The sequence below is a fragment of the Bradyrhizobium sp. LB14.3 genome (assembly GCF_040547985.1).
GTDB lineage: Bacteria > Pseudomonadota > Alphaproteobacteria > Rhizobiales > Xanthobacteraceae > Bradyrhizobium.
Map to the genome: position 1 here is coordinate 96,306 of NZ_JBEPQT010000003.1, position 23,785 is coordinate 120,090.

22 protein-coding genes are annotated in these 23,785 nt (G+C 64.0%); 10 read left to right on the plus strand and 12 right to left on the minus strand.

Annotated elements, in window-relative coordinates:
* Window positions 1–21 precede the first annotated feature (21 nt).
* Window positions 22–1,215: a low temperature requirement protein A gene (locus ABIB00_RS07665; protein ID WP_354103930.1), complete on the plus strand. Its 1,194-nt coding sequence runs from the start codon at window positions 22–24 to the stop codon at window positions 1,213–1,215.
* A 25-nt stretch (window positions 1,216–1,240) separates the two neighbouring features.
* Here ABIB00_RS07665 and egtD read toward each other — a convergent pair whose 3' ends face one another.
* Both egtD and egtB read right to left on the minus strand, forming a co-directional pair.
* Window positions 1,241–2,212, minus strand: a complete 972-nt coding sequence (gene egtD, locus ABIB00_RS07670) for an L-histidine N(alpha)-methyltransferase (RefSeq protein WP_354103931.1) — start codon at window positions 2,210–2,212, stop codon at window positions 1,241–1,243.
* Window positions 2,213–2,262: 50 nt separating this feature from the next.
* Complete coding sequence (gene egtB, locus ABIB00_RS07675; RefSeq protein WP_354103932.1) at window positions 2,263–3,561, minus strand: ergothioneine biosynthesis protein EgtB; 1,299 nt, start codon at window positions 3,559–3,561, stop codon at window positions 2,263–2,265.
* Between the two features lie 241 nt (window positions 3,562–3,802).
* On the opposite strand from egtB, the gene grxD reads away from it, so the two are divergent.
* Genes grxD through ABIB00_RS07695 form a run of 4 tightly spaced genes read left to right on the plus strand, consistent with a single transcriptional unit; the run spans window position 3,803 to window position 7,277 of the window.
* Window positions 3,803–4,129 carry a Grx4 family monothiol glutaredoxin gene (gene grxD / locus ABIB00_RS07680; protein ID WP_354103933.1) on the plus strand — a complete coding sequence of 109 codons (327 nt, stop codon included), beginning with the start codon at window positions 3,803–3,805 and terminating at the stop codon, window positions 4,127–4,129.
* Window positions 4,130–4,132: 3 nt separating this feature from the next.
* On the plus strand, window positions 4,133–4,684 hold the full coding sequence (locus ABIB00_RS07685) for an O-acetyl-ADP-ribose deacetylase (RefSeq protein WP_354103934.1): 552 nt from the start codon (window positions 4,133–4,135) through the stop codon (window positions 4,682–4,684).
* 45 nt (window positions 4,685–4,729) lie between these two features.
* A complete protein-coding gene (locus tag ABIB00_RS07690; RefSeq protein WP_354103935.1) occupies window positions 4,730–6,016 on the plus strand; it encodes a serine hydrolase domain-containing protein in 1,287 nt (428 codons plus the stop codon).
* 1 nt (window position 6,017) lies between these two features.
* Entirely contained in the window at window positions 6,018–7,277 is a 1,260-nt protein-coding gene (locus ABIB00_RS07695; RefSeq protein WP_354103936.1) for a serine hydrolase domain-containing protein, read from the plus strand.
* A 19-nt stretch (window positions 7,278–7,296) separates the two neighbouring features.
* Here the strand turns inward: ABIB00_RS07695 and ABIB00_RS07700 are convergent, their stop codons facing one another.
* The 7 genes from ABIB00_RS07700 to murI form a co-directional block, all read right to left on the minus strand.
* On the minus strand, window positions 7,297–8,364 hold the full coding sequence (locus tag ABIB00_RS07700) for a threonine aldolase family protein (RefSeq protein WP_354103937.1): 1,068 nt from the start codon (window positions 8,362–8,364) through the stop codon (window positions 7,297–7,299).
* Between the two features lie 317 nt (window positions 8,365–8,681).
* Entirely contained in the window at window positions 8,682–8,912 is a 231-nt protein-coding gene (locus ABIB00_RS07705) for a hypothetical protein (RefSeq protein ID WP_247444532.1), read from the minus strand.
* A gap of 114 nt (window positions 8,913–9,026) precedes the next feature.
* Complete coding sequence (gene rpsD / locus ABIB00_RS07710) at window positions 9,027–9,644, minus strand: 30S ribosomal protein S4 (RefSeq protein WP_247339107.1); 618 nt, start codon at window positions 9,642–9,644, stop codon at window positions 9,027–9,029.
* Window positions 9,645–9,842: 198 nt separating this feature from the next.
* Window positions 9,843–10,610: an acyltransferase gene (locus tag ABIB00_RS07715; protein WP_354046288.1), complete on the minus strand. Its 768-nt coding sequence runs from the start codon at window positions 10,608–10,610 to the stop codon at window positions 9,843–9,845.
* A 105-nt stretch (window positions 10,611–10,715) separates the two neighbouring features.
* Window positions 10,716–11,099, minus strand: coding sequence for a cupin domain-containing protein (locus tag ABIB00_RS07720; RefSeq protein ID WP_027518835.1), 384 nt, complete (start codon window positions 11,097–11,099; stop codon window positions 10,716–10,718).
* Window positions 11,100–11,158: 59 nt separating this feature from the next.
* Window positions 11,159–11,932, minus strand: a complete 774-nt coding sequence (locus ABIB00_RS07725; RefSeq protein WP_354046290.1) for an HpcH/HpaI aldolase family protein — start codon at window positions 11,930–11,932, stop codon at window positions 11,159–11,161.
* A gap of 61 nt (window positions 11,933–11,993) precedes the next feature.
* Window positions 11,994–12,791 carry a glutamate racemase gene (murI, locus tag ABIB00_RS07730; protein WP_354046292.1) on the minus strand — a complete coding sequence of 266 codons (798 nt, stop codon included), beginning with the start codon at window positions 12,789–12,791 and terminating at the stop codon, window positions 11,994–11,996.
* A 173-nt stretch (window positions 12,792–12,964) separates the two neighbouring features.
* Between murI and ABIB00_RS07735 the strand changes: the two genes are divergently transcribed.
* Window positions 12,965–13,513 carry a cytochrome b gene (locus tag ABIB00_RS07735; RefSeq protein WP_354046294.1) on the plus strand — a complete coding sequence of 183 codons (549 nt, stop codon included), beginning with the start codon at window positions 12,965–12,967 and terminating at the stop codon, window positions 13,511–13,513.
* 66 nt (window positions 13,514–13,579) lie between these two features.
* Window positions 13,580–14,221 carry a glutathione S-transferase family protein gene (locus tag ABIB00_RS07740; RefSeq protein ID WP_354046296.1) on the plus strand — a complete coding sequence of 214 codons (642 nt, stop codon included), beginning with the start codon at window positions 13,580–13,582 and terminating at the stop codon, window positions 14,219–14,221.
* Window positions 14,222–14,239: 18 nt separating this feature from the next.
* On the opposite strand, the gene ABIB00_RS07745 is transcribed toward ABIB00_RS07740, so the two are convergent.
* Entirely contained in the window at window positions 14,240–15,046 is an 807-nt protein-coding gene (locus ABIB00_RS07745) for a Crp/Fnr family transcriptional regulator (protein WP_354046298.1), read from the minus strand.
* 248 nt (window positions 15,047–15,294) lie between these two features.
* Complete coding sequence (locus ABIB00_RS07750; protein ID WP_354046300.1) at window positions 15,295–16,392, minus strand: SecDF P1 head subdomain-containing protein; 1,098 nt, start codon at window positions 16,390–16,392, stop codon at window positions 15,295–15,297.
* Between the two features lie 240 nt (window positions 16,393–16,632).
* Here ABIB00_RS07750 and ABIB00_RS07755 point away from each other — a divergent pair, with 240 nt between their 5' ends.
* The 3 genes from ABIB00_RS07755 (at window position 16,633) to ABIB00_RS07765 (ending at window position 22,394) form a co-directional block, all read left to right on the plus strand.
* Window positions 16,633–18,540: an acyl-CoA synthetase gene (locus tag ABIB00_RS07755; protein ID WP_354103938.1), complete on the plus strand. Its 1,908-nt coding sequence runs from the start codon at window positions 16,633–16,635 to the stop codon at window positions 18,538–18,540.
* Between the two features lie 166 nt (window positions 18,541–18,706).
* Complete coding sequence (locus tag ABIB00_RS07760) at window positions 18,707–20,557, plus strand: caspase family protein (protein WP_354103939.1); 1,851 nt, start codon at window positions 18,707–18,709, stop codon at window positions 20,555–20,557.
* A gap of 25 nt (window positions 20,558–20,582) precedes the next feature.
* A complete protein-coding gene (locus tag ABIB00_RS07765) occupies window positions 20,583–22,394 on the plus strand; it encodes a caspase family protein (protein ID WP_354046306.1) in 1,812 nt (603 codons plus the stop codon).
* 118 nt (window positions 22,395–22,512) lie between these two features.
* Here the strand turns inward: ABIB00_RS07765 and ABIB00_RS07770 are convergent, their stop codons facing one another.
* Window positions 22,513–23,685 (minus strand): M20 aminoacylase family protein, encoded by a 1,173-nt coding sequence (locus ABIB00_RS07770; RefSeq protein ID WP_354103940.1) that lies wholly within the window; start codon window positions 23,683–23,685, stop codon window positions 22,513–22,515.
* Window positions 23,686–23,785: the final 100 nt, after the last annotated feature.

The following is a 23,785-nucleotide window of genomic DNA, read 5'->3' on the forward strand; positions in this document are numbered from 1 at the left end:
ATCGTGTGACGGGGGATGACGATGGCTGCGGACAATCCTCGCGGCGCGATGTTTCGCGTCATCCTGCCGAACCAGCACAGCCGCGTCACCAATGCCGAGCTGTTCTTCGACCTCGTCTTCGTTTTCGCGATCACGCAGGTCTCGCACACGCTGCTGCACCATTTCACGCCGCTGGGCGGGCTGCACGTGACGATGCTGTTTCTCGCGGTGTGGTGGGTGTGGGTCTACACCGCCTGGGTCACCAACTGGCTCAACCCCGAGCTGACCCCGGTCCGCGTCATGCTTTTCTCGATGATGCTCGGCGGCCTCGTGCTGTCGACGACGATCCCGACCGCTTTTGAGGGACGCGGCCTGTGGTTCGCGATCGCCTACGCAGCGATGCAGGTCGGACGCACGGCCTTCTGGCTGTTCGCGACCCCGCGCCATCGCACCGCCGTTCGGCACAACGCGATCCGCATCCTGGTCTGGCTCTCCGCTTCCGCGATCTTCTGGATCCTCGGCGGTCTGGTGCACGAGGAGGAGAGGCTGTGGTTCTGGATCGTGGCACTCACGATCGAATATGTCTCACCCGCGGTCCGATTCTGGGTCCCCAGGCTGGGATTCTCGTCGGTCGAGGCCTGGGCCGTCGAAGGCGGTCACATGGCCGAGCGCTTCGCCGGCTTCATCATCATCGCGCTCGGTGAAGCCGTCGTCGTCAACGGCGCGACCTTCGCCGAGCTGGACTGGACCGCCGACAACCTCCTCGCCTTCGTCTCGGCGCTGGTCGGCAGCATCGCGATGTGGTGGATCTATTTCCACAAGGGCGCGGAGGCCGGCTCCGAGCGGATATCGAAGACCGCCGAATCCGGCCGGCTGGCGCGGCTTGGCTATACCTATCTGCACATGCCGATCGTCGCCGGCATCATCCTGACCGCGGTGGCGGACGAACTGGTGCTGAAGCATCCCACCGGCCATTCCGACATCCGGACCATCGTCAGCACGCTCGGCGGGCCGCTGGTGTTTCTGGTCGGCACCATCCTGTTCAAGCACGCCATCCGCGGCTTCCTCCAGCTCTCGCACGGCATCGGCATCGTCCTGCTGCTGGGGTTGAGCTGGTTTGCCACCGATCTCTCGCCGCTCTGGCTTTCGGTCGCGACCACGGTGATCATGATCGTCGTGGCAGTATGGGAATCGGTGTCGCTGCGATCCACCCCGGAAGAGGCCCAAGAGCATTGAGCCGGCGCCGTTGTCGCCGGAGCGCTTACTCCGCCGCCTCCAGCGCGTGCACCGAGAACATCTTCGCCGTATCCGTCCAGCTCTCGCGCACTTGCCAGCCTGCGCCTTGCGCCAGCGCAGCGAAGCGGTCGAGGCTGTATTTGTAGCTGTTCTCGGTGTGGATGCTCTCGCCCGCACGGAACGAGAAGCTGGTACCGAGCAGGCGCACGGTCTGGCTCTTCTTGCTGATCAGGTGCATCTCGATGCGGTGCCGCTCGCGATTGTAAATCGCGCGATGGGTGAAGGCGGAGAGATCGAAATTGCCGCCGAGTTCGCGGTTGATGCGCACCAGCACATTGAGGTTGAAGCGCGCGGTGACGCCGGCCGCGTCGTTATACGCGTCGTGAAGCACGCGCTCTTCCTTTTCGAGATCGGCGCCGATGATCATCTGCGCGCCCCGGCCCAGAATAGCTCGCGCGCTCTTCAAGAAGGCCTGCGCTTCATGCGGCTCGAAATTGCCGATGGTCGAGCCCGGGAAGAAGCCGACCTTGGGCATGGATGCCACCGCCTTGGGAAGCTCAAACGGCGTGGTGAAGTCGGCCGCCACCGGGTGGATGCCGAGTGACGGAAAATCCCGCTTCAGGCCGTTCGCCTGCGCCTTCAGGAAGTCGCCGGAGATGTCGACGGGCACATAGGCCGCGAATTTGCAATGGTTGAGCAGCAGGCGGACTTTTGTGGTCGCGCCCGCGCCGAACTCGACCAGCGCCGCGTGCTCCGGAATGATTTTCGCGATTTCGCTGCCGCGCTCTTTCAGGATCGCAAGCTCCGTGCGCGTCGGGTAATATTCCGGCAGGCGTGTGATTGCCTCGAACAGTTCAGATCCGGCCGCATCATAGAAATATTTCGGCGACAGCCTTTTCGGCTGCTGCGAGAGGTCCCCGATGGCCTCGCGGGCGAAGGCAGTGGTCTGAGCGTCGGGAAGATGGGCTTCAGCCAAAGCGCTGGCGTGCACATTCATGATACTCTCCTGAACGCGCTGTCCGGCGCGCGGTTGTCGTCGGATAATTGTTATTCGTAGTCGGCGAGCCGCAATCCCGTGAACTGCCAGCGGTGGTGCGGATAGAAGAAGTTGCGATAGGTGATACGGCTGTGCCCCTCCGGGGTTGCAAGCGAGGAGCCGCGCAGCACCAGCTGGTTGACCATGAACTTGCCGTTGTACTCGCCGAGCGCGCCTTCGATAGCGCGATACCCGGGGTAGGGTGAGTAGGACGATCGCGTCCACTGCCAGACGATGCCGAAGGCATCGTTGAGCTGGCTGGCGCGGGCCGCGACTTCCCATTCCATCTCGGTCGGCAGATGTTTTCCGGCCCAGCGCGCAAACGCATCGGCCTCGTAATAGCTGACGTGGCAGACCGGCGCGGTGGGATCGACCGGCTTGAGGCCGGCCAGCGTCATCACATGCCATTGGCCGTCGATCTCGCGCCAATGGCCGGGAGCGTCCCAGCCCTCGTTGTTGACGGCCGCAAAACCGTCCATCAGCCACAGCGTTGCGGTCCGATAGCCGCCGGCGCGCATGAAGGCGAGCCATTCGCCATTGGTGACGAGATTGCGTGCGACCTTGACCGGGCCGACGAGGGCGCGATGCGCCGGCTTTTCGTTGTCGAAATGGAAACTATCGTCGACATGACCGATGGTGTGGATGCCTTCGTTCAGCGTCAGCCAATCCTCACCGGCCGGCGTCGCGGTCGGGAAGCGCCAGTCCGGGTCGTAGGCCGGCGGGATCGGGTTCTGCGCGAAGGCGTGCAGGATGTCGGTGAACATCAATTCCTGATGCTGCTGCTCGTGGTTGAGGCCGACCTCGACCAGCGGTGCGATCTCGCGCAGCTTGTCCTCGCCGGCCTCGCGGAAGAATTTTACGACCGCAGCGTCGACATATTTTCGGTAGGCGCCGACCTGATCAGCGCTGGGACGGGTGATGTCGCCGCGATGATTGCGGGAATGGCGGGGACCGGCGCTGACGTAATAGGAATTGAACAGGAAGGCGAAGTCAGGGTGAAAGGGCCGGTAACTCGCACAGTGCTCGCCGAGCAGAAATTGCTCCCAGAACCAGGTGGTGTGCGCCCGGTGCCATTTCGTCGGGCTCGCATCCGGCATGGACTGGATCTGCTGGTCCTCGGGCGACAGCGGCGAGGCCCGGCGCTCGGTCTCGTCGCGGACGGTGAGAAATGCGTCTTCGAGATTCCGCGCAAGGCCGCCCAAATCGGCCGACGGTGACGAAAGCGGGGCGGGGGCCGTAGCGGAGGCTTGTTTCGTCACGTTTTTCTCCAGACAGGACAAGAGAACGTTGTTGGCGCTGCCCGGTTCCAAAACGCGGGGTTCGTCCTAGATAGGGGCTCCGTGACGGTATGAAAGTCCTCCCCGGCGATGATATTCGTGCCATCATGCAATGGGCCGGCGCTGCCCAGACCGTCGGCGCAGGGGGCCGGTCGCCGCCATTTTACTTTGGATGCACAACGGTTTGGGCTACATATATAGGCAGGTATCGGGTTAGATCGGCTGAGCCAGCCCGAAGCGATTGGAGTGGGCTCAGCCCCATAAGGACACGGATATGAGCATCGAGGAATTCATCGCCAACGAAGTGAAGTCGAACGACGTGGTTCTGTTCATGAAGGGTACGCCGCAATTTCCGCAGTGCGGGTTCTCCGGCCAGGTCGTGCAGATCCTCGACCACATCGGCGTCGGCTATAAGGGCCTCAACGTTCTCGAATCCGCCGAACTGCGCAACGGTATCAAGGACTACTCGAACTGGCCGACCATTCCGCAGCTCTATGTAAAGGGCGAGTTCGTCGGCGGCTGCGACATCATCCGCGAGATGTTCCAGGCAGGTGAATTGCAGCAGCTGTTCTCCGAAAAGGGCGTCGCTGTCGCAGCCTGATACGTGACCGAGCTGACGCGCCGGATTGGCGGCGCCGAACTCGAGGTTGTCGTTGCTGACATCACCACACTGAGCGTTGACGCAATCGTCAACGCGGCCAACACGTCGCTCCTGGGCGGGGGCGGCGTGGACGGCGCCATCCATCGGGCGGCCGGGCCCGATCTGGTCGCCGAATGCCGCATGCTTCACGGCTGCAAGACCGGCGATGCCAAGATCACCAAGGGCTATCGGCTTAAGGCCGCCCATGTGATCCATACCGTCGGGCCGGTCTGGAACGGCGGTACGCTCGGCGAGGATGATCTGCTCGCCTCCTGCTATCGCCGCTCGATGGAGCTGTGCGGGAAGCACAAGCTGACCTCGGTGGCATTTCCCGCGATTTCGACCGGCATTTTCCGCTTTCCTGCCGACCGGGCGGCCGATATTGCCGTGCGCACCACGATCGAAGGGCTCGCGGCCGCACCATCCGTCGCTCGCGTGGTGTTCTGCTGCTTCGCCGAGCCGAGCGCCAAGCTCCACGCCGAGGCGGTTGCGCGACACAGCAGCCCTTGTGCCTGATGCCGCGGTCAGTACACTCCGCCCGCGATGTTCCGGGGAGGGGATATGATCTTACAGTCTGGACTGCGTGCGTTGCTCTGCGGCGCGCTGGTGTCGCTGGGCGCGATGTCGTTCGCGCGAGCGGAGGGCACCTACGAGATTCCGGCCGGCGCGCATTTCAACCGGGACAAGCTCGCCAAGATTAGTGAGTTCTTCAAGAACGAGGTCGCGACCGGCAAGATCGCCGGTGCAACCGTGCTGATCCAGCAGCGCGGCAAACCGGTTTTCCGCGAAGCCTTCGGCGTGCAGGACGTGGCGAGCAAGGCGCCGATCACCGACAAGACGATCTTCCGCCTGTTCTCGATGACCAAGGCGATCACCTCTGTTGTCGCGATGCAATTGGTCGAGGACGGCAGGATCAAGCCCGACGATCCGGTCTCGAAATACATTCCATCCTTTGCCAATGTGAAGGTCGGCGTCGAGAAGAAGGCCGAGGACGGCACCAAGTCGCTCGAACTCGTGCCACCTAACCGCCCGATGACGGTGCACGATTTGATGACGCACACCTCGGGCGTCACCTATGGCTTCTACGGCGACAGCCTGGTCCGCAAAGCCTATCGCGACGCCAATATCTATGCCGGCGATTTTGACCTCGCCGAGTTCGCCGAGCGCATCGCAAAGCTGCCGCTGCACAACCAGCCCGGCGCGCTCTGGCAGTACGGCCATTCCACCGACATCCTGGCGCGCGTCATGGAGGTCGCGAGTGGAAAGCCGCTGCTCGAGATCGAGCGGGAGAAGCTGCTGGTGCCGCTCGGCATGGTCGACAGCGGCTTCTTCGTCACCGATCCCGAGAAGCAGAAGCTGCTGGCGCAGCCGGTGTCGAATGACAGTGATTTCCGGGTCGGCCGGATCAACGATCCGACCGTCGTCAAGAAGTGGCAGTCCGCCAGCGGCGGCATGGTCTCCACCATGGCGGACTATGCGCGCTTCGCGCAGATGCTGCTCAACGGCGGCACCCTCGATGGCAAAACCATCCTCAAGCCCGAGACGTTCAAGCTGATGGTGACCGATCAGATCGGCCCCAGATCGGGCGTCGATCGCGATTATTTCTACTTCCCCGGCGACGGTTTTGGCTTCGGCCTCGGACTCGCGGTGCGCACCGACCCCGGCAACGCAAAACCGCCGCCGCCCGGCGATCTCGGCGAATTGAAATGGGACGGCGCCTCCGGCTGCTATTTCGTGATCGATCCCAAGCAGGACATGTTCTTCGTGCTGCTGGAGCAGACCCCGACCGAGCGCCAGCGCGTGCAGCGGACATTGAAGCAGCTGGTCTATGAAGCAATGGAGAATTGACATGCGCGGGCGCCGCGCGCTGATCGCGGCGCTCGTCCTTGTGTTAGGCGTCGTTGGTGTGAAGGCAGGCTCCGAGCGCGCCGCGCACAATCTCTCGCCCGAAGGCCTGGCAAAAGTCTCCGCCTACATCCGGAACGAGATCGCGACCGGCAAGATCCCCGGCGCCATCCTGCTGCTCCAGCAGCACGGCAAGCCGGTCTATTACGAGAATTTCGGCGTCCGCGACGCCGCGACCGAGATGTCGATGAGCGCGGACACGATCTTCCGCCTCTACTCGATGTCGAAGCCGGTCACGTCAGTGATGGCGATGATGCTGGTCGAGGAGGGCAAGCTCAAGCTCGACGATCCCGTCTCGAAATACATTCCGGCCTTTGCCGGCATGAAGGTCGGCGTCGAGAAGAAGGCCGAAGACGGCAAGGTCGCGCTGGTGCTGGAGCCGGTCAATCGTCCGGTCACGATCAAGGACCTGCTGCGCCACACCTCCGGGCTGCCCTACGGCTATCATGGCGGCGGCATGGTGCGCGAACTCTATGCCGAGGCCAATCTCTTCAACAGCAATCTCAACAATGCCGACTTCGTCGCCAAGATCGCCACGCTGCCGCTGGTCGAGCAGCCCGGCACGGTGTGGGACTACGGCTATTCCACCGACGTGCTCGGCCGCGTCGTCGAGGTCATCGCGGGAAAGACGCTGCTTCAGTTCGAGAAGGAACGGCTGCTCGATCCGCTCGGCATGACCGAGACGGCCTTCTTCGTCGCCGATCCCGCCAAATTCCCGCGCATTGCCGAGCCGATGCCGGAGGATCGCAACATCAATCCGACGACGCAGGTCCGCGACATCAGGCAGCCCGCGAAATGGGAATCGGGCGGCGGCGGCATGGTCGGCACAGTCGGCGACTATGCCCGTTTCGCACAGATGCTGCTGAATGGCGGCACCTATGACGGCCGGCGCTATCTCAAGCCCGAGACCATCGCGCTGATGGCGTCGGATCATATCGGGCCCGAGACCAAGGTCGCACGTGACCAGAACTATTATCCGGGCGGGTCTTCTGGGTTTGGCCTCGGCTTCGCGGTGCGCACGTCGGTGCCGCCCGGTACATCCTGGCCACTTGGCGAATATCGCTGGGACGGCGTCGGCGGCACCTTCTTCTTCATCGATCCCGAAGACGATCTGTTCGGGATATTCATGGTGCAGACCCCGTCGCAGCGCGGCCGGATTCAACTGGCGCTGAAGACGCTGATCTATCAGGCGATGGGGCGGTGATCGCGGCGGTTCGCGGGACTTAAGCCCCGCGCACGATCTCGCGCACGTGGCCGATCATCTCCTCGATCTGGCTCGAATTGACGTCGAGATGGGTGCAGGCGCGGATGCGGCCGTCCATCATCGCAAGCGTCACGCCGCGCTGGCGGAGCGCCGCGACCATCTTGTCGCCGGCAATGCCGGCGCCGTCGGGCTTGAAGAACACGAGATTGGTCTCGGGCTCCTGGACCTCGACGCCGGGGATCTGCGACAGTCCGCGGGCGAGTGCGCGCGCGTTGGCGTGGTCGTCGGCAAGACGATCGACGTGATGGTCGAGTGCGTAGATGCACGCGGCCGCGCAGATTCCGGCCTGCCGCATTGAGCCACCGAGGCGCTGCTTCCACTGCCACACCGCGTCGATGAAGGCGCGGGAGCCTGCGAGTACGCCGCCGATCGGCGCGCCCAGGCCCTTCGAGAAGTCGATCCAGGCCGAATCCCACCCCGCCGTCATGTCGCGCGGGGAGATGCCGCTCGCCACGGTGGCATTGAGCAGGCGCGCGCCGTCCATGTGGGTGACGAGGCCGTGTTGTTTGGCGATCGCGACGATCTCGTCGAGCGCGGCCTTCTTCCAGATCGTGCCGCCGCCGATATTGGCGGTCTGCTCGACGCTGACCACGGTCTGCGGCGGCTGGTAGCGCGTGCGCGGGTGCAGTGCCTTGCGGAATGTCTCCGGCGTGAACTGGCCGTCGGGTCCCTTCAATTGCGTGACCTGGAAGCCGCCGATCGCGGCATGTGCGCCACCTTCGCGCGCGATGATGTGCGCGCTCTCATGGGCGAGGATCTCGTCACCGGGACGGCAATGCACCAGCGTCGCGGTGACGTTGCACATCGTGCCTGATGGCATGTAGACCGCGGCTTCCTTGCCGAGCAGCTCGGCGACGCGCTCGCACAGCGCATTCACGGTCGGATCGTCGCCGACCTGCTCGTCGCCGACTTCGGCGCGCGCCATCGCCTCGCGCATCGCAGCCGTTGGCTTGGTCTGCGTGTCCGAGAGCAGATTGATGCGCACCGGCGGTGCCTTGGGATCGATGGGGGGAGGGGTATAGAGCATCAACTTGCTCCCTGAGGGAATTGCACTCACTCGCGGTCAACGAGTTCTGGGTGGACGCCGGGCGGCGTGACGAAACCGCATGATCACGACTTCTGTCGCAGTCACACGATAATCGATCAAATACGGTTAAGGGTTGCCCGGCAAGCGACGGACGTATGCACGGGTGGTCGGTCGCCCTGCATAGGGGTGATCCTGAAGCAGTGCGATGAGCGCTATAACGCGGTCACGCACGTGGTCTGCTCCTTGGGGCGAGCGCGCTTCGATGCAGGTCAGAACTTCGTCGATTTGGACGAGCGCCCGCTTCGTGTAGCGGACCTTCACAGCCCGTGCTTAGCCCACATCGCGTGGATTTCGTCGACGCTGGCAAGCTCACCGCGAGCGATTTCGGCTTCGGCCTCGGCGAGATCGGCCTCTTCCGCCGGCGTCAGCTGGATCGGAGGAGGCTGATCGACTCCAGCAAGTTCAAGCAGGGTCCGCGCCAATTCGTCCTGCTCTGAATCAGGCAGGCCGGACACTTTGCTAAAGGCCTCTTCCAGAAGACGCGTCATGCTCAACTCTGCAATGCGCAATCCTAGCACATATGGCCTGGGACATGGAAATGGCCGGCTCAAACAAAAAGGCCCCGGAAACCGGGGCCTTTGAGGAATTGATCTGCCGAACTATCAGCGCGAATAGAATTCGACGACCAGATGCGGCTCCATCTGCACCGGGAACGGCACGTCGGAGAGGTGCGGGATGCGCACGTATTTCGCGGTCATCTTGTTGTGGTCCACCTCGAGATAGTCCGGGGTGTCACGCTCAGAGAGCTGGCTGGCTTCGAGGACGTGGGCGAGCTGCTTGGAGGCTTCCTTGACCTCGATCACGTCGCTGATCTTGACCTGATAGCTTGAGATGTTGACCTTGCGGCCGTTCACCTTGACGTGGCCGTGGTTGATGAACTGGCGCGCGGCGAAGATCGTCGAGACGAACTTGGCGCGGTACACGACCGCGTCGAGACGACGCTCGAGCAGGCCGATCAGGTTCTCGCCGGTGTCACCCTTGAGGCGGCTGGCCTCGACATAGATGCTGTGGAACTGGCGCTCGGAGATGTTGGCGTAGTAGCCCTTCAGCTTCTGCTTGGCGCGCAGCTGCACGCCGAAGTCGGAGAGCTTGCCCTTGCGGCGCTGGCCGTGCTGGCCGGGACCGTACTCGCGGCGATTGACGGGGCTCTTCGGGCGGCCCCAGATGTTCTGGCCCATACGGCGGTCGAGCTTGTACTTGGCTTCACTGCGCTTAGTCATCGCGTCCTCTGTAGGTTCATGATTTGAGGAAACGCGCCCTCCTGTGTGCCGGGCTAGCCCGGCACTGACAGGTCCGATCCCCAAAGCGTGGGGGAAAGGACCACGGGTCGCGAAACGCTTCGCGGGCCGAAATCGGCCCGCGAGCAAGCGGCTTTTAGGGGAGTTCGGGGCTCGCTGTCAATGCGAATGGCCCTGGAATCACGTCCTGACCGCCCGGATCGGCTTGGGGCCGGCTGCCCGCAATTCGGCAGCGATTTCAGTGTTCAGGACCTGTTCCAGCCGGGTCAGGACCCTGGCGATGGGGGCAGCGTCGGTCACCCGGTGATCCCAGCGGATCACGACATGGATGCTCTGGTCAGCCCCGACCACCCCATAGCTGACGATGAAAGGGCCGGGCGTGATGGGGTGAAGCTCGCCCCCGCCATAGGCGGCCACCGAGCTCACCGCGAAGCTGCCGAACCAATTGCCGCGCTGCCGGCCGAAATTCAGCCCGATCGCCCAGGACAGGCGCCGCAGCGGCAGCGGCAGACGGGTCGCCCGCATGACCTTGCGGAACATGGGGATTTCGTCGATCGGGGCTGTCTTGGCGCGCCGGATCTCGGCGTCGATTTCGGCCAAGGCTATGGCCTCTGGGCCTGCGATCCGCTGCAACAGCACGCATTCCTCGCCGTCCTCGACCCGGGCGATGGCGACCGAGGCTACGCTCTTCGGCAGCTCATAGAGCGTCGGCCAGGGCCATTTGGCGTAAACCGTGCGCAGGAGCGGCTCGTCCCTGGCCACCAGAGCGAAGGCCTTGACGAACATCGCGGCCCAGCCGGCCGGCGCGATCGCGCCTGCGCGGGCCTCCAGCAGGGGGCGGATATTGAGCGAGCGGGAGAGCGATACGAACGGCACGCCGATCGAGGCGCGCATGAGATCGACAATCAGGCGGCGCGGCAGCGAAATGGTCTTTGCTTTCCCGCGCATCGCTCTTTCGGTTCCCGCAGATTAGACAATGTGCCGCGAGCGGATTCCCGCTCGCCGCCTGCTCTAGCACGAACCAACCCGCCTGGGGCCGGTCGGTTCGCCGCATCAGGGCGCCGGCGAAGCCAGCGGCTTGGTCTTGTCGACGACGTAAACTCCAAGCACTTTCATGGCCTTGTCGCCATGAGCCTTGGCGTCGTGCACGACACCTGCAGGGATCTGGTAGGAATCACCGGCTTTCAGGGTTTTCTCCGGCTGACCGTCGATGAGAAGATTCAGCTCGCCTTCGAGCACGTAGCCGGTCTCGATTCCCGGATGGGTATGGCGTCCGGCCGCGCCGCCCGCCGGGACTTCCGCGATGGCGGTGATGGTGTTGTAGCCGTCCGGAAATTCGACCTTCTGGAGTGGGGTGCGTTTGATGCCGGGCTGCTGGGCGAAGGCGGCAACGGCAAGGCCGGTGAAGGCAAGAGCGAGCAAAGTCTTTTTGAGCATTGTTTCCTCCCTGGAACGGCCGACCCTAGCAGCGCGGCAGTTCCCGGCAAGCCCGGCGCTCAGCGTTTGATCCCATCGAACGCCGCCATGATGCCGCGCTGGAATAGCGACCAGTCGAAGCCGAGCGCGATCGCGCGGTAGCCGCGGTCGATCAGCTGGTTGGCCTGGTCTGCGGTACGCGCCACGCCACCGATCGGCACGCCGCTTCTGAGGATGCCGGCTTCCGCGCGGGCGACCAACTCCAGCAGCTCGGGATCGTCCATCTGCCCGCGCTTGTTGATGGACGTGGCGAGATCGCCGGGGCCGATCACCGCAACATCGATGCCTGGCGTCGCCATGATCTCGTCGATGCGGTTGACGGCGTCGACATGCTCGATGGTGATCATGCAGATCATCTCGTCATCGGCTGAGGCCATGTAGTCCGGCATCGACTGGCCCCAGCGGAACGGAGCGTGGAACGGACCCCAGAGACGATCGCCGCGCGGCGGATAGCGCACACTGCGGACCGCTTTCTCGGCATCGGCGCGATTGGTGATCATCGGGAAATTGATGCCGAAGGCGCCGATGTCCATCGGTGCTTTCGCCAGCCACGGCTCGTTGGCCGCGATCCGCACCAATGGTGTGCATGGCGTGCCGGTCGTTGCCGCGATCATCGCATGCGCCTCGGTCAGTCCAATCGGACCATGCTCGAGATCGACGATGATCCAGTCGAGCGACCGGGCCATGATCTGCACGGTCTGCACGCTCGGGATCGTCGCGATCGCGCCGAACGCGGGACGACCCTCGCGCCACAATTGGCGGAGGCGATTGAGCGGCATTGCGGGGATCGACATGAGATGACCTGCGGAGGGATGATGACGGCGAAGCCTAGCAGCGTGCCGTGTCCGCGGAAAGTCAGGCCAATGCGCGGCCGCCGAAGAATGGCGTCAGCGTGGCGCTGAGGCCATGTACGCGATTCGAGGTGAAGATCATCTCGGCACCGGATTGCGCGATGCCGCCGATCTGCGGGCCGAGTAGATCCGAGACGCGGCGGGCGATCGCGGGCGCCGGATCGATCCAGTCGACCGGCCAGGGCGCGAGCTTTTTCATCCGGTCGAGCAGCAGCGGATAATGCGTGCAGGCGAGCACGACTATGTCGGTGCGTGCGTCCGCATCCGCGGCATCGCCGACGAAGCAGGGGGTAAGCTCGGCGAGGATGTCGCCGTCACTGATCGGGGTGCCACTGAGTTCGGCTTCAGCCAGCGAGGCCAGTTCGGGGGAGCCGACCAGCGTCACCTCACAACCCAGCGCGAAATCGCGGATCAGCGCCTTGGTGTATTCGCGCTTCACCGTACCCTTGGTACCGAGCACGGAGACGCGCCGGGTCTTCGACTGCGCGCAGGCCGGCTTGATCGCCGGCACGGTGCCGACGAAGGGCAGGGAATAAGCGGCGCGTAAGTGAGATAGGACCAGGGTGGACGCCGTGTTGCAGGCGATGACGACGAGGTCAGGATCGTGCTTGCAGATCAATTCCCCCATCAGCGGCACCACGCGGGCGATGATCCGGTCCTCGCTGTGGTGGCCGTAGGGGAAGAAGGCGTCGTCGGCGACGTAGACGTAATGCGCGTCCGGGCATGCGGCCACGACCTCACGCAGCACCGTGAGCCCACCAAGGCCGGAATCGAACACCAGGATCGTCGGGGAATTGATCACGTCGTTACCTTAGCCCGCCATGGTTACCATTCGGTTTTTGGGGCGGTTTTGCGGCAGGGGCGTTTGGGACCAATTTGGAACGATTCAATTTCGCGATTGCCGCGTGTTCCCGCTATCAGCTGCCGTACTGCGGTGCGGACAGGTCCAGGCCCGCAAAACTCCGGAGAGCCGACATGATCAGAAACACCAGTCACGGCTGGGGCAGCGTTTCCCGGTGGCTGCACTGGATTTTGGCGCTGACCATCATCGGCATGATCGGCTTCGGCTGGTGGATGAACCACATCCCGGCGCGTCCCGACCGCTTCTTCTACCGCTCAATTCACGCCGATATCGGTTATGTGATCCTGCTGCTCACCGTGCTGCGCCTGGTGTGGCGCCTCGTCAACCCGACGCCGGCCCTGCCGGCCGAGACCTCGCGCTGGCAGAAGATCGCGGCCCATGTCAGCCACGGCGCGCTCTACCTCGCCGTCGTCGTCGTCACCATGCTCGGCTGGGCCCATTCCGGTGCGCACGCGCCTGACTATTCGGACTTCTTCGGCCTGTTTCACGTGCCGCAATTCACCACGCCCGACCGCGCGGCGGCGGGCGTCTATGAGGACCGCCACATCCTCTTCGCCTATGTCCTGCTCGCCTTGATCGCGGTTCACATGATCGCGGCCCTCTGGCACCACTTCATCCGCCGCGACCGCGTCGTGGCGCGGATGGTGACGGACGAGGCGTAATCGCAACCACACCTGTGCGTTCTCGTGGCACATCCCACGTTCTGCTTCATCTCTTCAGGAGGCCCCATGCTCACCGTCCATCATCTCGGCAAGTCGCAGTCCGAGCGTATTGTCTGGCTGTGCGAGGAACTGGGGATTCCCTACGAGCTGAAGCGCTATACGCGCGATCCCGTCACCATGCTGGCTCCTGCCGAGTACAAGGCGCTGCATCCGGCTGGCACGGCGCCGGTCATCACCGACGGCGAGCTGGTGCTCGCGGAATCCGGTGCGGTCGTCGACTACGTCGTTGCAAAATATGGCAACGGCCGACTCGTGCTCGGTCCCACTGATCCCGCCTTCGCTCAGTTTCTGTATTGGCTTCATTTCGCCAATGGCACCCTGCAACCCGGCATGGGGCGGATGATGATCCTGAGCCGGCTCGATCTCGCCAAGGACAATCCGACCCTGCTCGCGATGAAGGGGCGTCTCGATCGGGCCTACGATCTTCTCGACGCAAGGCTTCGCGAGACCGAATACCTTGCGGGCAGCGCTTTCACGACCGCCGATATCATGACAGCTTTCTCGCTCACCACGATGCGCTACTTCCAGCCCTATGACCTGTCGCGCTGTCCGAACGTGGTCAAATATCTCGGCCGCATCAGCGCGCGGGCGGGCTATCGGCGTGCGATGGAGAAGGGCGATCCGGGCATGGCGTTGCTCTTGAACTGAACGGCGACGCGCAATCGATCACGCGATCCTGTTCGTGGTGGCGGCCCGCTCCGTGGCCAGCTGCTTCTGCAACCGATCGATGTTTTGCAGCAGGCGCTGGCTGGTCAGCACCAGGAAGTAGTAGCCGAACTGCGGATCCTGGAAGTAGATCTCGAGCAATCGGTCGTAGGTAATCGTCAGCACCTGCCCGTCTTCGATGCATTCGATCGTTCCGGTGCGCCGGTTGCCCGGCGTCAGGAAGCCGAGCTCTCCCATCAGCGCGCCCGGCATGATCTCGATATTGATCTCCTTGACCAGGAACTTGCCGGTGACGGTCAGGAGCATGTCCTTAGCTGGATCGCCTAGTTTGAAGAGCGTGTCGCCACGGCGGTATTTGCGTTCGGTCATGAACGGCTTGAGCCATTCGATCGACATGTCGCCTTCGGCCGCATGGCGCGCCTTCTTGACGAGCTTGAGCATCTGCCGCAGCCGCACGGCGTTGATCGGAAGCAGCAGCAGATAGAGCAGGAAGGTCGAGACGTTGGCTGAGAGCGCGCCGAAAACGGCGAAGAACGCGCAACCGACCATGTTGGCGACGCGCAGCGGCACCATCGTCCGCATCAGGAGGGTGGCGACGAAGAAACCGGCGCCGATCGCCGCGAACATATTGGCCAGCGTGATGTTGTGGACGAAGATCTCCAGCATCCGATTGAAAATCGCGTCGTAGGTGACGTTGTTCGGATCGAGGCCCATCTGGACCAGGATCTTCGCGATCTTCAGGTTATCCGTCGCCGCATCGAGAATGCGGTCGAGGATCGACGAAATGTCTGCGCTGCCGGACGGCATGGTACTATCCCCGCGTAAGGCCTTCAGTCCTGGTCGGTATTCTCGACCCGTATAGCCGAAATCGAATGACGACCACTTGAATGAAGCCTTCGGCCGTCATGCCGCAAGAGGCAAATTTTAGCGGGATCGGTGGTTTCGGCAATTGCCTGTTTGGCCGTGGCGCCCCCGTGATTCGGGCCCACGGGGTACGAGCCTCGGCGTGGTGGACCTCGGCGCCCGACGGGGCGGGGGCGTGGGCGATCCCAGCCCTAGGGCTTGGCGGCGGGCTGCACGACCTGCTGCTCGACCAGGCCTAGGTGCCCCGGCAGCGAACCGGCGCGCAGCATCATGGCGACGCTGTTCGCTTCCTCCAGGGTGAAATTGCCGGAGATCTGGCCCGAACCGCCGGTGATGGGCTCGCGGATCACGGGGGCGGAGATCACCTTGCCGTCGAGCACGATGGCGAAGGGCTTTCCGATGTTCTCTTCGGTGACGTGGGCAAAGCGCCGCGTACCGCGGCCGTTGAAGCGGAACGAGGCGATCGGGTCCTTCGTGCCGCTTGCAAAACCCGGGCCTGCATAGCTGATGTCGTCGCCGTCGAGCACGCTGTCCTTGGCGACCAGATAAAGGCTCTTGTCCTTGAAGCCGGGCAGGACTTCCGTGCCTGCCGGCGGCGCGCCGGATTGCGCCTGCTCCGGCGGCATCGAGAGGTCGATCAGGCGGAAGCCGACCTTGACCTTTCGGGCGAAGACCGCGGTGACGCGCTCGGGCTCCATCACACCGGGCAGGAAGATGCGGATGCGATCGGTCCCGTCGGGCTGGACGCTGGCGAGCTGGACGCCGGCCTCCTTCAGACGCTGCTCGATCATGGCGATGGCATCTTCGACGAACTCGTGCAGCCGCGCGGAGGACGCGGCATCGGTCGGCGCGAGCCTGACCATTCCGTCGCCGCCGTCGGTCACGGCGAGTGCATACGACGGCAATCCCTCTGCGGCTGACGCGAGCTTGCGCGCGAGCTGCTCGCGGCCCTTGGCGTCGGCGATCTTCAACTCGACGCCGCCGTCGCGGATCGCAAGACCGGAGAAGGCGATCCGGCCCTCGCGCAGGTTCTTGTAGACGTCGTCGCGCAAATCCGTGACGACGCTCTCGCGCAGGCCATCGGTGTCCACCTTGTAGATGATGCGCGACCCGCCGAGCTTCTCCATCTTGTCGGCGACGAAGGCCGCGATCTTGGCGCGCATCTTGTCGAACTGGCCGTCCTCGGCGAGTGCCGCGCGGGGCAGGGCGATCGCCGATGCCATGATCGCAAGTGTCATGGCGAGCGCGATGAAGGGCCGAGTGGCGCAATCCCGCAGGGGCGTAGTCATGATCACCTCAAGTCTTGCGGCAGGGCGCTGGCATGCTGGTCCGACGCCAATTCTTGGTCCCCGGATCTGGCCCGCAGGTTCAAAGGTCTGAGCCCGATCGTAGGCGACGTTAGGTCATGGACGAACGCCAAATCATCCATCATTCTGTCCGTGCTCGACCGGTCATCGGTCGAGGCCTCCTCGACCCAAAAAGTCAAAAGACAGGGCGCGGGGAATGCATCTGAGGGAGGACGGAATTCCATGGCGGGCATCCACGCGCTCGATCGGCTCATCGGCAGCGACTATCCGGACCTGGCAACCGACGCCGAGGTTCGAGCCTTCGAGCAGGTCCCTTACGCCGATCGCGTCGCGGCCGAGAGCACCTACGACGCGATCAGGCTGGGTGCGGCGGGCAACCCCGACGGGCCGGCGATCCAGTTCCTGCAAAATGCCGATCCCGCCGACACGCCTGTCGTTGTGACATACCGCGATTTCATCGCGCGCGTCACGCAGGCCGCCAACATGTTTCACGCGCTCGGCGTCGAGAAGGGCGACGTCATCAGCTTCATGCTGCCGCTGGTACCTGACGCCTTCGTGACACTGTTCGGCGCGGAGGCCGCAGGCATCGCCAACCCCGTCAATCCGCTCTTGGAGCCGCACCAGATCGCGGAGATCCTGGAGGCAGCGAACACGAAAATTCTGGTGGCGCTGGGGCCGATGCCCGGCACTGACATCTGGCAGAAGGTCGAACAGATCCGCCCACGACTCAAACATCTCAAGGCGGTCGTGCAGGTGTTCGGCGGCGGCGATCCGGCGAAGGGAATCTTTGCCTTCAGCGATCTGATCAAGCTGCAGCCGTCGGACCGGCTTATCAGCGGGCGCAAGATTCTCGGCAGCGACATCGCGGCCTATTTCCACACGGGAGGCACCACCGGAACGCCAAAGCTGGTGCGGCACACCCATGCCAACCAGGTCTATCAGGCCTGGGCGCTCAATCTGCTGCTGAAGTCCAAGCCCGGCGCCAACATGCTGTTCGGCATGCCGCTGTTTCATGTCGGGGGTTCGCTGACCCAGGTGCTGCTGACGCTGTCCGCCGGCGGATCGCTGGTCGTGCTGTCGCCGAGCGGATGGCGCAATCCGAATGCGGTGAAGAACATCTGGCAACTGGTCGAGCGCTTCAAGCCGGAGGCGCTGTCGAGCGTGCCGACGGTGCTCGCCGCGACGCTCGCGGTGCCGCCCGGCAATGCCGACATCTCCAGCCTGAGATATGCCGCCGGCGGCGGCTCGGCGATCCCGGTCGCGGTGGGGTCTGCAATCCAGGACAAGCTCAAGCTGCCGGTCGTGGAGGTCTACGGCATGACCGAGACCTCGAGCGTGCACACGCTGGCCTATCCGTCGCGGCCGATCCGGCTCGGCTCGGTCGGCCTTCCCATGCCTTACGCGCGGGTCCGCATCGTGCAACTCGATGCCGACGGCCGGCTGATCCGCGACTGCGCGCCGGACGAGATCGGTGTCGTCATCATGGCCGGGCCCGGCGTGTTCGGCGGCTATCTCAACGACGAGCACAACAAGGGCGCCTTCGTCGACGAGGTCTGGGTCAATTCCGGCGATCTCGGCCGGCTCGATGCCGACGGCTATCTCTGGATCACCGGCCGCGCCAAGGATCTCGTGATCCGCGGCGGCCACAACATCGATCCGGCGCCGATCGAGGAGATCATGTTCCGGCATCCCGCCGTCGGCTTTGCCGCGGTGGTCGGTCAGCCCGACGCCTATGCCGGCGAATTGCCGGTGGGTTACGTGCAGCTGAAGCCGGGTGCGACTGTCGAACCGGGCGAGTTGGAGACATGGGTGCGCGAGCGCACGCCGGAGCGCGCCGCCGTTCCGGTGCAGGTCATTCCGATCGACCCGATGCCTGTCACCGGCGTCGGCAAGGTATTCAAGCCGCAACTGCGCTGGGACGCAGCCCGGCGCGTGTTCACGAAGGTGCTGACACCGCTCGCCGAGCGCGGCATCGACTGCAAGGTCAGGGTCGGCGCTCACGGCAGCCACGGCTCGATCGCCACGGTTACGCTGGCGGGCCTGCCGGCTGATCAGCGCGAGGCGGTTGCGAGCGAGGTGCACGCACTGCTTGCACCGTTCGTGATGCGCCACGAGGTGGTGCAAATGTAACGGACCCAACAGCCGGCTTTGGCGTCAGCTGCGAAAGCAGAGCGACGCTTCGCCGCATTATCCATACTCCGATAGAGGGTCTTGTGTGACAATTGTCACATAGGAAGAATTGGCAATCTGCCACGCTCCCGGATATTCTCATGGAATTGCATCCTGGGGGACGCAAGTGATTCCGTTTCGGATATTTGCTTTGTTGATTTTGGCCATTGGCCTTGCCTGCGGACCGGCCCATGCGGACCGGCGGGTTGCGCTCGTGATCGGCAATTCCGCCTACAAGAGCGCGCCCAAGCTCGGCAATCCCGTGAACGATGCCACTCTGGTCGGCGGCATGTTCAAGAAGGCGGGCTTTGATTCCGTCGACGTCAGGCTGGATCTCAGTGCGAGCGAGATGCGGCGCATGTTGCGTGAGTTCGCCGGCAGGACCCGCGATGCGGATGTGGCGGTGATCTATTACGCCGGCCACGGCATCGAGCTGGAAGGCACCAACTATCTCATTCCGACCGATGCGACGCTGGAGACGGATGGCGACGTGCTCGACGAGACCATCCCAGTCGAGCGTGCGCTGTTCGCGGTCGAGCCGGCCAAGCAGCTGCGCCTGATCATCCTGGACGCGTGCCGCGACAATCCGTTTTCCAAGACCATGAAGCGGACGCTGGCCTCCCGCGCGATCGGACGCGGGCTCGCCAAGGTCGAGCCGACCAGCCCCAACACCATGATCGCCTTCGCCGCGAAAGCGGGATCGACCGCGTCTGACGGCGACTCCAAGAACAGCCCGTTCGCCGTCGCCTTGGTCGAGCACCTGCCGAAGCCGGGCCTCGACCTGCGCAAGGCTTTCGGCTTCGTGCGCGACGACGTGCTCAAGAGCACGGGCTACAAGCAGGAGCCGTATGTGTACGGCTCGCTCGGTGGCGACGACGTGCCATTGGTTGCGGTCAAACCGGCCGCGTCTGGGGCGCAGGCCAACCCGCAGGATTCTATTCGCAGGGATTACGAGCTGGCGCTGCAGCTTGCCACGCGCGACGGTTGGGAAGCCTTCCTGGCGCAATATCCCGAAGGTTTTTATGCCAATCTGGCCAAGGGCCAGATGAACAAGATCGCCGCTGAAGAGACGCGGGCGTCGGCCGAGCAAAAGGCGAATGCGGCCGAGCAGCAGAAGGCAAGGCTTATTGCCGAACGCGCCCAGAAGACCGAGCAGGACAAGGCGGCCGCGGCGGCCAAAGCTGCCGAAGAGGCCCGGATCGCGGCGGAGAAGCTGAAGCAGATCGAGCAGGCGAGGACCGAGGCGGCGGAGCACCAGCGCAAGCTGGCTGAGGCTGCTGCGGCGAAAGCACAGGCCGAGAAGCAGGCGGCGGAGAAGGCCAAGGCCGAGCTTGCCGCCAAGCAGGCAGCCGAGAAGGCGGAGCAGGTGGCAAAGCCGACGGCCGATCGGCAGATGCCTGAGGTCGAGCAAAAAGTTGCAGCCCTTTCGTCGACGCCGGCATCGGCATTGTCGGCGGCTGATCTGACAAAATCCCTACAGAGCGAATTGCGCCGCGTCGGCTGCCTGTCTGCCACCGCCGACGGCGATTGGAGCGCCGCATCGCAGCGTTCGCTGGCCCTGTTCAACAAATATGCAGGCACCCAGTTCGACGCCAAGCTCGCAAGCGTCGATGCGCTCGATGCACTGAAGGCAAAGCCCGGGCGCGTTTGCCCGCTCGTTTGCAATTTCGGCTTCAAGGCCGATGGCGATCAATGCGTGAAGATCACCTGCCGCGCCGGCTATCACGTCGGTGACGACAACGAATGCGCGAAGGTGTCCGAGAAGAAGCCGGTCGCGACGCGGGAAGATTCGAGGAAGCGGGACGCGGACCGGAAGGACTCGGAATCTGCGCCCTCGAAGCCCGAAGCCAGTGGGCAGATTTTTTGCAGTTCGGCCGGCTGTCGTCCGGTGCAGAAAGGATGCAGACTCGTGGCCGGGGCTACGCCCGGAAGATATAACGCCTCCGTAGGAAGCGGCAATTATGAGGTCTGCAACTGATCGTGCAGTCGATCCAGAACCGCGGATGAATTGCGTGAACATCGCTCGATATCTCTTCCTATTCATATTTGCGGCTCTTTGCACCTGCGCGCCGGCTCAGGCCGACAAGCGCGTCGCGCTCGTGATCGGCAATTCCGCCTACAAGAACGCCCCGCGGCTCGCCAACCCGGTGAACGACGCCGGGCTGGTCGGCGGCATGTTCAGGAACGCAGGCTTCGATACGGTCGAGATCAAGCTGGACCTCAATGCCAGCGAAATGCGGCGATCGCTACGCGAGTTCGCGGCCAGGACGCGCGATGCCGACATGGCGGTGATCTACTATGCGGGCCATGGCATCGAGCTGGACGGCAGCAACTACCTCGTTCCGACCGATGCCATGCTGGAAACCGATGGCGATGTCCTCGACGAGACGATCGCACTCGACCGCGCGCTGTATGCGGTCGAACCGGCCAAACAACTCCGTCTCGTCATCCTCGATGCCTGTCGCGACAACCCTTTCGCCAAGACGATGAAGCGCACCCTGGCCTCGCGCGCGATTGGTGGCGGGCTTGCCAAGGTCGAGCCGACCAGTCCGAACACGATGATCGCATTTGCGGCCAAGGCGGGGTCGACGGCGTCCGATGGCGACTCCCGGAACAGCCCGTTCGCGGTCGCGCTGACCGATCATCTGCCAAAGCCCGGGCTCGACCTGCGCAAGGCGTTCGGGTTTGTCCGTGACGACGTCTTGAAAAAAACCGGCAACAAGCAGGAGCCGTATGTCTATGGCTCCCTGGGCGGCAGCGATGTGCCGCTGGTGCCGGCAAGGCCGGCCGCCGCAGCCGGTCCGCAGGCAAATCCACAGGACAGTGTGCGCAAAGACTACGAGCTTGCCCTTCAGGCCGGCCTGCGTGAAGCCTGGGAAGCATTCCTCCAGACCTATCCGGAGGGCTTTTACGCCAACCTCGCCCGCGTGCAGTTGAAGAAGATTGCCGCCGAGGAGGATCGCACGCTGGCGACCGAGAAGGCGCGTCTGGCCGAACAGGAGAAGGCGAGGCTGGCGACCGAACGAGCCCAGAAGGCCGAACTGGAGAAAGCGGCCGCCGCTGCGAAAGCCGCGGAAGGGGCGAGGATCGCGGCCGAGAAGGCCAAGCAGATCGAGCAGGCCAAGGCGGAGGCGGCCGAACGAGATCGCAAGGCGGCGGAAGCTGCCGCGGCCAGGTCGCTCGCGGAGAAGCGGGCGCTCGAGAAGGTGGCGACCGAGGCGGCAGCGAAGCAGGCGGCTGATGGCGACAGTAGGAAGGTGGCCGCGCTGTCGCCGCCGCCAAGCTCTCCGCCGCCCGGCGATCTCGCGAAATCCGTTCAGAGCGAACTGCGCCGCGTCGGCTGTCTTTCGGCCGCCGCCGACGGCGACTGGAACGCCGCAACGCAGCGCTCGCTGACGCTGTTCAACAAATATGCCGGCACTCAATTCGACGCGAAGCTTGCCAGTGTCGACGCGCTCGATGCGCTGAAGGCGAAGCCGGGACGTGTCTGTCCGCTCGTATGCAATTTCGGCTTCAAAGCCGATGGAGATCAATGCGCGAAGATCACCTGCCGGGCCGGCTACCACGTCGGTGACGACAACGAGTGCGAGAAGATTCAGGAGAAGAAGCCGGTCGCGACGCGGGAGGATTCGAGGAGGCGGGACGTTGAGCGCAGGCGAACCGAGTCCACGCCCCCAAAGGCCCAATCCTCAGAACAGATACTATGCAATCAGGCGGGCTGCCGACCTGCAGCAAGAGGCTGTCGGATAGTAATTGGTACGGGGCAATCGCAGGGGAGCGGCGGTATTGGGCAGCAAAGAGAGATTTGCAACTGACCTTAAGCGGTAGCCTCGCGGTGGCATGGCTGGCAAGGCCGCCCCAAACCGGCAGGATTATCTATTGTGGTTTGGTGCAGACGCCACGGGCCTCGATAGGGGGATACTCTTCGCCGAGTTACCCCGCCGGCATCCGCGTCTCCACCAGGCGTGCCCAATATGATGCGCCGTGGCCGAGAATGTTGTCGTTGAAGATGTAGCTGGGGTGGTGGCACTCGTTGCCGTCGCCCATGCCGACCAGGATCATCGCGCCGGGGCGCGCTTCCAGCATGAACGAGAAGTCTTCGGCGCCCATCATGGGAATGAACTTGTCGTTGACGCGCTCGGCGCCGACGATGTCGCGGGCGACGTCAGCGGCAAGGCCGGCCTCGCGCGCATGGTTCATCGTCACCGGATACATGCGCGTGTATTTCGTCTCCGCCGAGCCGCCATAGGCACGGGCGACGCTGTCGGCGACCTCGCCGATGCGGCGTTCGACCAGATCGCGCACCTCAGGATCGAGCGTGCGCACAGTACCGCCGAGCTCGGCGATCTCCGGAATGATATTGAAGGCCGTGCCGGAGTGGAATTGCGTGATCGAGATGACGGCTGACTTCAGCGGATCGACGTTGCGCGCGACGATCGATTGCAGCGCGTTGACGATCTGCGCGCCGATCAGCACGCTGTCGATCGATTTGTGCGGACCCGCGCCGGCGTGGCCGCCCTTGCCGTGGACCGTGATCTGGATGTTGTCGGAGGAGGCGAGCATCGCACCCGGCGTAGTCGCGAAATGACCCTCGGGCAGGCCCGGCATATTGTGCATGCCGTAGACCTCCTGGATGTTCCAGCGCGTCATCAACCCGTCCTCGACCATCGCCTTGCCGCCGCCGCCACCTTCCTCGGCGGGCTGGAAGATCACGATCGCGGTGCCGTCAAAGTTGCGCGTCTCGGCGAGATATTTGGCGGCGCCGAGCAGCATGGCGGTGTGGCCGTCATGGCCGCAGGCGTGCATCTTGCCGGGTACCTTGGAGGCGTAGGCGACGCCTGACGTCTCCATGATCGGCAGCGCGTCCATGTCGGCGCGCAGGCCAATGGTCTTGCCGGAGGCCGACTTGCGGCCGCGGATCACGCCGACGACGCCGGTGCGGCCGATGCCAGTCACCACCTCGTCGCAGCCGAACTCGCGCAAACGATCGGCGACGATGCCGGCGGTGCGATGGACGTCGTATTGCAGTTCCGGGTTCTCATGGAAGTCATGGCGCCAGGCGGCCATTTCGTCGGACAGGGCGGCAACGCGGTTGACGATCGGCATGGGGGCTCCGTCTCTGTTGTTGTTATTGTTGTAGCCGGATGAGCGAAGCGACATCCGGGATCTTTGTTGGTGGCTCCCCGGGTTATCGCTGCGCTCACCC